The organism is Desulfurivibrio nitratireducens (assembly GCF_044068515.1).
GTDB lineage: Bacteria > Desulfobacterota > Desulfobulbia > Desulfobulbales > Desulfurivibrionaceae > Desulfurivibrio.
This window is the reverse complement of the sequence record NZ_JBIPKI010000062.1, coordinates 1-10,678: the sequence shown is the minus strand read 5'-3', so window position 1 is coordinate 10,678 and position 10,678 is coordinate 1. Positions and strand designations below refer to the sequence as shown.

At 61.1% G+C, this 10,678-nt stretch carries 9 protein-coding genes; 5 read left to right on the top strand and 4 right to left on the bottom strand.

Annotated elements, in window-relative coordinates:
- The coding region (locus ACHHTY_RS11235) for an HD domain-containing phosphohydrolase (RefSeq protein ID WP_395494251.1) at nucleotides 1-1,313 on the top strand (1,313 nt) is incomplete at its 5' end.
- Between the two features lie 133 nt (nucleotides 1,314-1,446).
- Here ACHHTY_RS11235 and ACHHTY_RS11230 read toward each other — a convergent pair.
- Both ACHHTY_RS11230 and ACHHTY_RS11225 read right to left on the bottom strand, forming a co-directional pair.
- Nucleotides 1,447-1,851, bottom strand: a complete 405-nt coding sequence (locus tag ACHHTY_RS11230; protein ID WP_395494250.1) for a hypothetical protein — start codon at nucleotides 1,849-1,851, stop codon at nucleotides 1,447-1,449.
- Nucleotides 1,852-2,251: 400 nt separating this feature from the next.
- Nucleotides 2,252-3,061: a dienelactone hydrolase family protein gene (locus tag ACHHTY_RS11225; protein ID WP_395494249.1), complete on the bottom strand. Its 810-nt coding sequence runs from the start codon at nucleotides 3,059-3,061 to the stop codon at nucleotides 2,252-2,254.
- Between the two features lie 165 nt (nucleotides 3,062-3,226).
- Here ACHHTY_RS11225 and ACHHTY_RS11220 point away from each other — a divergent pair, with 165 nt between their 5' ends.
- The 4 genes from ACHHTY_RS11220 to ACHHTY_RS11205 all read left to right on the top strand — a co-directional run bounded on the left by ACHHTY_RS11220 (nucleotide 3,227) and on the right by ACHHTY_RS11205 (nucleotide 5,878).
- Nucleotides 3,227-3,709 carry a hypothetical protein gene (locus ACHHTY_RS11220; protein ID WP_395494247.1) on the top strand — a complete coding sequence of 161 codons (483 nt, stop codon included), beginning with the start codon at nucleotides 3,227-3,229 and terminating at the stop codon, nucleotides 3,707-3,709.
- A gap of 85 nt (nucleotides 3,710-3,794) precedes the next feature.
- Nucleotides 3,795-3,998 (top strand): tautomerase family protein, encoded by a 204-nt coding sequence (locus ACHHTY_RS11215; protein ID WP_395494246.1) that lies wholly within the window; start codon nucleotides 3,795-3,797, stop codon nucleotides 3,996-3,998.
- Nucleotides 3,999-4,340: 342 nt separating this feature from the next.
- Nucleotides 4,341-4,592: a GlsB/YeaQ/YmgE family stress response membrane protein gene (locus ACHHTY_RS11210; protein ID WP_395494245.1), complete on the top strand. Its 252-nt coding sequence runs from the start codon at nucleotides 4,341-4,343 to the stop codon at nucleotides 4,590-4,592.
- A 107-nt stretch (nucleotides 4,593-4,699) separates the two neighbouring features.
- Nucleotides 4,700-5,878: a hypothetical protein gene (locus tag ACHHTY_RS11205; protein ID WP_395494244.1), complete on the top strand. Its 1,179-nt coding sequence runs from the start codon at nucleotides 4,700-4,702 to the stop codon at nucleotides 5,876-5,878.
- Nucleotides 5,879-6,099: 221 nt separating this feature from the next.
- On the opposite strand, the gene ftsH is transcribed toward ACHHTY_RS11205, so the two are convergent.
- Nucleotides 6,100-7,980, bottom strand: a complete 1,881-nt coding sequence (ftsH, locus tag ACHHTY_RS11200; RefSeq protein WP_395494243.1) for an ATP-dependent zinc metalloprotease FtsH — start codon at nucleotides 7,978-7,980, stop codon at nucleotides 6,100-6,102.
- 70 nt (nucleotides 7,981-8,050) lie between these two features.
- Nucleotides 8,051-10,678, bottom strand: a 2,628-nt coding sequence (gene hrpB / locus ACHHTY_RS11195; protein ID WP_395494242.1) for an ATP-dependent helicase HrpB, incomplete at its 5' end; no start/stop codon positions are given.

Below are 10,678 nucleotides of genomic sequence, written 5' to 3'. Positions count from 1 at the left end.
CCATTGCCAATAAAGAACTTGCTTTTCAAAATGAAGAGAAAGAAAAACGGGCGGCTGAATTAGCCATTGCCAACAAAGAACTTGCCTTTCAAAACAAAGAGAAAGAAAAACGGGCGGCCGAATTAGCTATTGCCAACATAGAACTCGCTTTTCAAAATGAAGAGAAAGAAAAACGGGCGGTCGAATTAGCCATTGCCAACGAAAATATTGCCCGCCAACTCCAAAACATTCAAGCCCTGCATAAAATTGATCGAGCCATCTTGGGCAGTCAGGACTTGAATCTGACTTTACATGTTGTACTTGAACAAGCCAAGATCGAGTTAAATGTAGATGCTGCCGTTATACTGTTGCCTAGTCCATATTCTCAAGTATTAGAATTCGCCGCCGGTATTGGCTTTCGTAGTAAAACCATTGAGCATTCACGCCTGCGGCTGGATGAGGTTCTCGGCGGGCAAGCCGTGTGGGAAGGAGGGACAATAAACGTCGCTAATCTAGTTGAGAATAGCGATCAATTTGTCCGCGCCTCACTTTTGGCTGATGAAGGGTTTGCCACTCACTTCAGCGCGCCGATCATTTTCAAAGGTCAAGTTCGGGGTATGCTGGAAGTCTTTCACCGATCACCGTTCACACCTCACCAGGATTGGCTGAATTTTTTGGAGATTTTGGCTGGTCAAACCGCCCTTGCTGTAGATAGTGCCACTATTCTAGCTAAGTTACGACGCGCCAACAGAGAATTGTTCAATGCATATGATTCTACCATTGAAGGCTGGTCACGCGCGTTGGATTTGCGCGACAAGGAAACAGAGGGTCACAGCCAGCGCGTGACTGAAATGACTATGAAGCTTGCAGGCATGGCGGGAGTAAGTGAAGCAGAATTGGTACACATTCGGCGTGGCGCCCTTTTGCATGATATTGGCAAGATGGGTGTACCTGACAGCATCCTCCTCAAACCTGATAATTTGACAGAAGAAGAATGGATTGTCATGAGAAAACATCCCGTTTTTTCCTTTGAAATACTGTCGCCGATTGCATATTTACGTCCCGCACTGGACATACCCTATTGTCACCATGAAAAATGGGACGGGAGCGGTTATCCACGCGGGCTAAAAGGCGAGCAAATTCCACAAGCTGCCCGCCTCTTCGCGATTGTAGATGTATGGGACGCTCTCCGCTCTGACCGCCCGTATCGTCAAGGCTGGACGGAAGAGAAAGCGATTGGACATATCAAATCGCTTTCTGGAACACACTTTGAGCCGAACACGGTGGAATTATTTATAAAAATGCTGAGCGAACAAGAAATGATCGCACGCTGACAATTGCATTCACCAGATGGAGAGAACGGTGACGGCGTTGACTCGGCAAGGTCATAGGCACCTCCTGGCGGTATTTTGCCAGAAAACTCTAAATTTTTGACATGTCTACCTTTTGGGGGAGCTTACGGTCGCTTCAGGCCCTGGCCGGGGCCGAGCCGGTCATGAGGCGATAGAGGCTCAGGCCGACCAGAAAGTCCGCCAGGGCGATGGTGATATAGGGAAACGAGGTGTGCAGAAACCAGCCCAGGGGATCGGCGCCGGGGGCGGGAATCGTGCCGCTGAGGGTGCGATAAATGGTGTAATCGGCCATCATAATGATCCCGAGAAAGACGATGAAGCTGTTGAGCAACAGCCCCCAGACCGCCCTCCGTCTGCTGAGAAAGAGCAGGCTGACTAGCACCAGATCGGCCAGGGCCAAGAGGTTGCCCCAGGCGTAAATCGCGCCGCCGGCGGGCGGGTGGATCCGATAATGGAGCATGACCGCGCCGATGGCCAGTCCGACCAGGGCCCACCAGAGCAAACGAATTTCAGTTTTCATAAGCCGCTCCTAGAATTCAGCGATATAGCCCAGCAGAAACACCAGGGCGACGGCGACGGCATGGAGGACGAACCACCCCGGCCGAGGATACATAAGTTTCGCCAGCATCGCTTCAACCTCCCAGATAATGAGCGGTCAGTCGCCCGGCCGCGTAAACCAGAGTAAACCCCGCGAAGTGAACCAGCCACCAACGGGTGGTCAGAAAACGCCATTCCTTCTTCATCGTTGCCCCCTTGCTTGTAGTCCGCAACCGCAACTTCGGCGGTGGCATCAGTCCGGCCGGGTGAAAAGGATCGAGGATGCTCGATCGCGGCCGAGGGCCAACCCGGTTCCCGTCAGTATGAAGAGGGCCTGGCGCCCTGTCAAGTCGTCAGGCCCCCAACTGTCCGGGCGTTCCCCTTCAGTTCGGCGCCGGGGAACTGAAAATTTCGGTGAAGAAATCCTCCATTGCCTGCCACGATTGCCGATCCGCGGCGGGATCGTAAGCCAGGGGCAGATCGAATTGGCGGCCCAGGGCGTCGGCCTCGGGATTGGTGAAGCCGTGCAAGGCCCCCGGGTAGGAGATCAGTTGGTAGTCGGCCCCGGCAGCGGTCATTTCCTGCCGGAAACTTTCGATCTCTTCTTTGGTGACCATGGGATCGTCCTCACCGTTGAGGACCAGAACCCGGGCCTTGATTGCCCCGGGCTGGGCCGGCTGGTCCGTGGCCAGAGAACCGTGGAAGCTGACCACCCCCTTGAGTTCGATTCCTTCCCGGGCCATGGCGAGAACTACCCCGCCGCCGAAACAGTAACCGATTGCCGCGATCCGGCCGGGATCGACCGTATGATGCTCCTTGAGCAGCTCCAAGGCCGCCATGAAGCGTTTTCGGGCCAGCTCCCGGTTCGCCCGCACGGCGCCGGCGAAGGCCTGGGCCTCGGCGGGGTGGGCGGCCTGTTTCCCTTCGCCGTACATGTCAACGGCCAGGGCGGTGTAGCCCAGTTCCGCCAGCATTTGGGCCCGCTTGCGGGCGTAATCGTTGTGCCCCCACCATTCATGGACCACCAGAATGCCGGGCCGCCGCACGTCCCGGGTCCCGTCATAGGCCAGATAGCCCTTCATAGAGGTGTCGGCAGCCTGATAGATCACCTCCTGGCCCTCGACTGCGGCCGCAACCGGCCCGCCGCCGACCCAGGTCAGAATGAGTAAAAACACCAGGATCGTTCGTCGCATCTTTAGCCTCCTTCTGGTTTTTTTATCAGCTTCGCCTTCTGTTTTGCCCGGCCCCAATGATGTTATACTATATTTTGTTTGGCATGCCGTAGGCCAAGGTCTATTTTGTTAAAGGCCGATGGAGCCGGCCGGCGTTGGTACCAAGATCAACCATAGAGAGCGAAAATGGAATTTTTTGCCGTCGCCCATGTTTTGATTTCCCCGGAAGACCTCCGGGCCAGGATCACCTTGGCGTCCCTGCCCGATTACTGTGAATCCTTTGCCCTGGTGGATTGCCTGGCCGGGGAGAGTTGCGAAGTGGAGTCGGTCTGGGGTCGCTTCCAGGTGGTGCGCCAGGAGATCACCGGGGGTCTGCGTTTTACCATGCCGACCTGCCCCAACTGCTTTGCCTGGACCATCACCACTGGGCTGCCGCCGGATCCGGGCAAGGTGGTGGTACACGGCACCATCAACCGTCGCGATCACGAGGCCTGGTTCATCGAGTCCATGGAAGAGTTTGTCCAGCAGTGGCGGGCGGGGTTGGAGCACTTAATCGGTGGCCGGGATGATCCTTCCCGGCGCAAGGTCGAACCCTGCCCCTGCCTGGCCGCCCTGATGCCGGCCAAGCCGCCGCCCCCCGCTGCTTTCCCGCCGCCGGGGAAAAAATAAACCCCCGCTCCGGCCCAAATGCCGGTGAGTTGGGAAGTAGCTTTAACTGTAATGGCCCCTTCGAAAAAACACCAAAGGAGCAACAATGCCCTACGTCAATATCAAAATCACCAACGAGGGAGTAACGGCGGCCAAGAAGGCGGCCCTGATCAAGGGCGCCACCGAACTGCTGCAGGAGGTGTTGGGCAAGAATCCCCAAACCACGGTGGTGGTGATCGAGGAAGTCGACACCGACAATTGGGGTATCGGCGGCGAAACCATTACCGTACGCAGAAAACGCGGCCAATAGCCGCGATCGGCCAAGCTTGGTGGTCCCTGCTGCCGCTTTATCCTCCCTGCGTTCGTTCTTTCGTGGCAAAAAAGCCGGGGCAAAGTCGGCACCACAGCAACAGAACCAGGATCATTTTGCCTGGGTTGGCTTAGGCCGGCTTTGGCAGAATTGTCTGTCATTGGTGGCAGGATAATTTTGCTTTTACTAACGCGGAAATGGTATCAATAAATACTGACAAGCAGGTGCCCCGGGCGGCGGACCAGTACCGTTGTTTTTTGCCAACATGGCCGTCAGATCCTGAAAAGGCCGAAAGCCGCCGTTCGGGAGCCAGAAAGAAGCTTAACCAATAAAGGAGTGATCATGGACATCACCGGACTGTTTATTTTTCTGGCCATTGGCGCCGTGGCCGGCTGGTTGGCCGGCACCCTGATGAAGGGCGGGGGCTTCGGCCTGTTCGGCAATATCGTAGTCGGCATCATCGGCGCCCTGGTCGGAGGTTTTGTCTTCGGCCTGCTCGGGATTCGCGCGGGCGGGCTGATCGGAGCCATCATTACGGCCACGGCCGGGGCCGCCCTGTTTCTCTATGCCGTCAGAATCGTTAAAAAAGCATAACCATCCTTATCGAGCGCCCCCATTGTTGGGCAGGAAAAGGTGTCTGACCCCTTTTCCTAAAAAGAGAATTAACTTTTGGAAAAACTTTTTTTGGGAAGGAGGCTGTTATGCCCCAGGTTCTGTTTTGGACCCAACAGGCCGGCATCGTACTTTGTCTAATCGCGGCCGTGCTGGCCCTGGCAGCTGTCGTCGGGCGGCGTGAAAACCGCATCGACAGCTCTCTTTTTGCCCTGGCCTTGCTCGCTCCCGCCGTACTTTGGTTTTGCTGGTGGAGCCAGTTTCTGGTTTTCCGCAAGGTGGACACACTCCTTTGGAGCCGTTTGATGGCCGGCGATGTGGCCGAACTTTTCCGGGTCGGCTCAGCCGGCTTGCTTTTCGGTGCTTTGCTGGCCACTGCCGCTTTAGCTTTAGGCCGCCAGAAGAACAAGCTCTACCTGGCCTCTTTTATGCTGGCGAGCCTTTGTTTGGTTCTGTTGCTGCATCCCACTCCACATTATGTGCCGGTGCCGGTCTGGCTGGACAAGCTTACCTGGCTGGCTCTGCTGGCCGGTGGCGCTGTCGCCCTGGTCGTGATCCACCAACGCTACCGCCGTTATTTTGAAAAATTACGCCGGCCGGTGAGTGCCGGGGCGGCCCTGGTGGCCCTGGCGGCCCTGGCCTCGCTGGTAGCGCTGAACATTGCGGCCCGGCCCCTTGAACTGGCGCCGCTGAGCGCCGAAGAGCGGATTCGCCAGATGGGCTGCCTGTCCTGCCATACAATGGCAGGAATCGGTTATCCCATTTCCGGTGGAGGGCTTGAAGCCTCGGCCAGCCGCGACGAGCAAACCCTGTTGACCTTCATGCGCAGCCCCGATGTCGCCACCACCAGGGCTCTGGGGATTCGCAGCGAGCCGACCGGCGAGATGGCAGGATTGCACCTTGCTCCCGAGGAGGTTTTGCTGCTTGTGGAGGCGATGCGGGAGCTGTTTCCGCCCGCCTCCGAACTGGCCTTTCTGGATAGCGAGTGGCGTGAGGTGGAGCGAATCCTGGCGGCCAATTCCTGTCTGGCCTGCCACTCCCTTTACCAGGAGGGCGCTCCCGGAGGAGGTTCCGGCGGCCCACTGGAAGCCTCGACTGGCCGCGATTTTGAGGTGTTGAAACGTTGGCTGATAACCCCGACCCCGGAGATGGCTCGGGAGCTGGGCCTTGCCGCCAATCCTACCGGGGCCATGGCCGCTTTTCCGTTGAGCGAGGAGGAAGCATCCTTGGTCGCCGCCTGGCTGCGGACCCTGGCAGCGCCGCTCTAGCCTGCTATAATTCAGGGGGGCAGCAGAAGAGTGGGAACAGCAGGCAATCTTGAGCGCTGTTCCCGGGCGGCTTCCCTAAAAAGACCAAGGTTTCCAGCCGTTTGCTGAAGCGGTGGAATCCTTAAGACGCGCCACGCCGCGCTGGCCAAGTCCTGCAGCGTGCGTGCGGAGAGTTGCTGGTTGATGCGGACCTTCAGTGGGATTAGCTCGGGAATTCGGGATCAGGGCGGGTCCAGCCGGCGGTGATGGCCGATTATTCTTTCGATGGCCTCACGCTCCAGAGTCTCTTCGCGTAGCAGGGCGGCGGCCAGCTTGTCGAGGTTTTCCCGGTTTCGGGCCAGGATCTCCCGGGCCTGCTCTTCGGCTTCAACGATGAAACGGCGGATTTCCTGGTCCATCAGCCAGGCCAGTTGGTCGCTGTACTTCTTGGGCTGGGCCAGTTCCCGGCCGAGAAATGGGTGTTCCTCGCCCCGGGCGGTGGCCACCGGGCCCACCTTCTCGCTCATCCCCCACTGGGAAACCATGCGCTCGGCCAGGCCGGTGGCATCCTTCAGGTCGTTCTGGGCGCCGGTGCTCACGTCGTCGAAGACCAGCTGCTCGGCCACCCGGCCGGCAAGAGCCACGGCGAGCCGGTTGCGCAGGTACTTGCGGGGATAGTAATGCCGATCCTCTTCCGGCACCATTTGGGTGACTCCCAGGGCCATCCCCCGGGGCAGGATGCTGACCTTGTGAATCGGGTCGGAGCCGGGAAGCTCCCAGGCCACCAGGGTATGGCCTGCTTCGTGGTAGGCGGTGATGCGCCTTTCGGTCTCGCTCAACACCTCGTCGCGGATCATGCCCATCAGGATCTTGTCCTTGGCCTCCTCCATGTCATCGGTGTCGATTTGCTCCTTGTTGCGCCGCAGGGCCACCAGGGCCGCCTCGTTCATCAGGTTTTCCAGGTCCGCCCCGGTCATCCCCGGAGTTTCCCGGGCCAGCAGCTCCAGATCGACCTCGGAGGCCATCTTCTTGTGCCGGCTGTGGACTTTGAGAATGGCCAGCCGTTCCTGCCAGCCCGGTTTCTGGATCACCAGGTGGCGGTCGAAACGCCCCGGCCGGAGCAGGGCGGGGTCGAGGACGTCCGGCCGGTTGGTGGCCGCGAGGACGATGACTCCCTCGTTGGGTTCGAAGCCGTCCATCTCGCTCAGGAGCTGATTCAGCGTCTGCTCCCGTTCGTCATGGCCGCCACCCATGCCGGCCCCCCGGGTCCGGCCGACGGCATCGATCTCGTCGATGAAGATCAGCGCGGGCTTGTTCTCCTTTGCCCTCCTGAACATGTCCCGCACCCGGGCGGCCCCGACCCCGACAAACATTTCGATGAATTCCGAGGCGCTGACGCTGTAGAAGGGAACCCCCGCCTCCCCGGCCGTGGCCTTGGCCAGCAGGGTCTTGCCGCACCCGGGCGGGCCCACCAGCAGCACCCCTTTGGGGATTTGGGCCCCGATGCGGGTAAACTTGGCCGGATTTTTGAGAAACTCGATGACTTCCTGCAGCTCTTTTTTGACGTTCTCCATCCCGGCCACCTCCTGGTAGGTGACCTTCGGCCTGGTCAGATCGAAGAGCCGGGCCTTGCTCTGCGCAAAGCCGAGATGACCATCCCGCCCGCCCATTTGCAGCATGGAACGCCGCATGATGTAAATCCAGAAACCGATGATCAGGAGCCAGGGCAGAAGCCAGATCAAGGCCTGCCCGAGCGGGCGGTCCGCCACCGGTTTCACTTCGATAGCGACCTGGCTGGCCCGGAGCCGGTCGATGAGTTCTTCGCCCTGGAAGCTGGGCAGATGAGTCTCGAAGAATCTGACTGCCACCAGTTCCCGCCGCTCCGGTAGTTGGAGCCGGGTTTCCTCCCCCAATTCACCCCGGATCCGGTGATTTTCGATGGTTACCGAGCTGATGTTGCCCGCTTCCAATTGGTCCAGAAACTGGCTGTAGGTAATGACAAAGCGCTGGGGTATCCGTACCCTCTCAGCCCACCAGGAGTACAGCAGGAGAAAAACCAGCAGCAGGGCTGCGTAGATCAGCCACGGTTGCTTTTGCAGAATATCCTGGGGTTTATAGTTCATGAGGTCATGATAGTTTTTTCCCCTGAAATAGGCAAGACAAGCGCTGCCGGTGAAAGCAGCGCAGCCAAAGCTAGCGGCGGGGCTTGGCCCGGGCGGTGGGCAGGGCGTTCCAGGGGTCGTCCGGCCAGTGATGCTTGGGGTAGCGGCCCTTCAGCTCCTTTTTTACTTCCTGGTAGGCGTTTTCCCAGAAGCCCCGCAAGTCGGTGGTGATCTGCACCGGCCGGCCGGCGGGGGAAAGCAGGTGCAGCAGTACCGGCACCCGGTTTTCGACGATTTTCGGAGTTTCAGCCAGGCCGAACATCTCCTGGAGGCGGACGGCCAGCACCGGGGGTTCGCCGGGCTGATAGCTCAGCTTGCGCCTCGAGCCGCTGGGCGCGGTGAGATGGCTGGGCACTTCCCGTTCCAGGTAATCGCGCTGGGCCCAACTCAGCCGGGCCGCCAGAATCTCGGCCAGATGCAAGCGCCGCAACTGGTCGCCGTTTTTCACCCCCTCCAGCCAAGGAGCCAGCCACTTTTCCGGGTGACCATGGAGAAATTCATCGTCGATCTCCGGCCAGCCGGCCTCCGGTTGCCAGTGGCGGACGGCGGCGATCCGGGCTTGCAGCTCCCGGGCCTTGGCGTCCCAAGGCAGCAGTTCCGGGCCGTGGGCGCGGATGGCAGCCAGCAGGACCTTTTGTACTTCCCCCGGATCGGGCTTGGCCAATGGCGTTGCGGCAATAACCAGGTCGGCCAGCATCGTCAGGCGTCGGGCCTTGATCGTGGCGGCCTGGCGGTCCCAGAAGACCTCTTCCCGTTGCTGGAGCCGGGCGGCGAAAATTTTCCGCAGATCCTCTTCCGCCAGGGCCGCGGCGAGAAAGATGCGACCCTCGATGCGGCCGGCATCAAGCTCCGGCACCACCAGGTAATTTTGTCCGGCCAGTCGGTCGTGGGCCGGCAGGGCGGCTCCGCGGCCTGAGCTGAGCTTGTATTGACCCCGGCTGCCGGGGCGGAGTTGGGCGATCCGGTCGGGGAAGGCCGGGGCCAGCAGTTCACCGGCCGCAACCGGCAGCAGGATCGCATCTTGCGGCGATCGGTCAGGCTCACATAGCTCACTATGTTTCGCCGGTCCGCTTGCCGCAACCTGCGGCCCTGCTGCTGGTTGCGGCGCATTACGATGCTTGCTTTTTTTCTGGCTTGATGGGATCCGGGGAGCTTGCTGGCCCGGGGCGGTCAAGTTGCGGCGCAGTTGGCGGCTGGCCCGCAGGACCCGGCGGCAGGCTTCGGGGTCCGCCTCCCGGGCTTGGACGGCGGCGGAGCCGTCGCGCCGGAAAAGCTGCAGGATCTGCAAGCGTTCCTCGATATCCACCGAGCGTTCCCGGCTTTTGCTGATATCCCGCTCGCCCAGCAGGGCGGCCAGATCGCAGGCCAACTCAAGGCCGCCGGCGGGGGCTTGCAGCAGCATCAAGCCCAGCCGGGGGTGGACCGGCAATTCGTTGATCCGGCGGCCCAGGGCGGTAACCAGGCCCAGGCTGTCGAGGGCGCCCAGGGCCTGCAGCAACTCCCGCGCCTGGGCCAGGTGGGCCGCCGGGGGCGGGTCGGGCCAGCGCAGGACCGCCGGATCGCTGATGCCCCAGCAGGCCAGCTCCAGCAGCAGGCCGCTCAAGTCGGCACTGAGGATTTCCGGCGGATCGAAGGGGCGCAGGCCCCTGTCCTCATGCTCGCTCCAGAGCCGCAGGCAGTGACCGGGACCGAGGCGGCCGGCCCGGCCGGCCCGCTGGGTGGCCGAAGCCCGGGAAATGCGCCGGGTGACCAAACGATCAAGGCCGCTGTTGGGGTCGAACAAGGGGCGGCGTTGCCAGCCGCTGTCCACCACCCAATGAACCCCTTCGATGGTGATACTGGTCTCGGCGATGGGGGTGGCCAGGATCACTCGCCTTTTGCCGCCGGGGTCCGGCGCTACCGCCGCCGTCTGGGCCGCCAGGCTCAAATCGCCGAAGAGGGGGTGGATCACCGTGGTCTGGGTGTTCAGCCTGGCGGCCAGCAACTGCCGGCAATGGCGAATTTCCGCCGCTCCCGGCAGGAAGGCCAGGATATCGCCGGGTCGGGCAGCCAAGGCCTCGGCAACGGCCGCCGCCACCTGGGCGGCGATTTCGCGGCTGGCGGGGATTCCGGGCTCCCGGGAGGGAAGGCCCCCTTGGCCGTTCCCCGGCCCGGTCGCCGGGGGGCGGTGGGAGATCGCTACCGGGTGGCTTAAGCCCTCGGCCCGCAGCACCGGGGCCTGGTCGAGCAAGGCGCTTAAAGCGGCGCTGTCCAGGGTGGCGGACATCAGCAGGATTTTCAGATCGGGGCGCAGCCCCGCCATCACATCGAGGCAGAGAGCCAAGGCCAGGTCGGCCTGGAGGCTGCGCTGGTGGAATTCGTCGAAGATGACCAGTCCCACCTCGTTAAGCTCGGGGTCGTTTTGCAGGCCCCGGGTAAAGACTCCCTCGGTAATCACCTCGATCCGGGTCGCCGCAGAAACCCGGCTTTCGAAACGGACCCGGTAGCCGATGGTCCGGCCAACCTCTTCCCCCCGTTGCCGGGCGATGAAGGCCGCCGCCAGCCGGGCCGCCAGCCGCCGGGGCTCCAGGACCAGGATGCGGCGGCCCGCCAGCCATGGCTCCGCCAGCAGGGCCGGCGGCACCACCGTGGTCTTGCCCATGGCCTCGGCGTGGGTCGC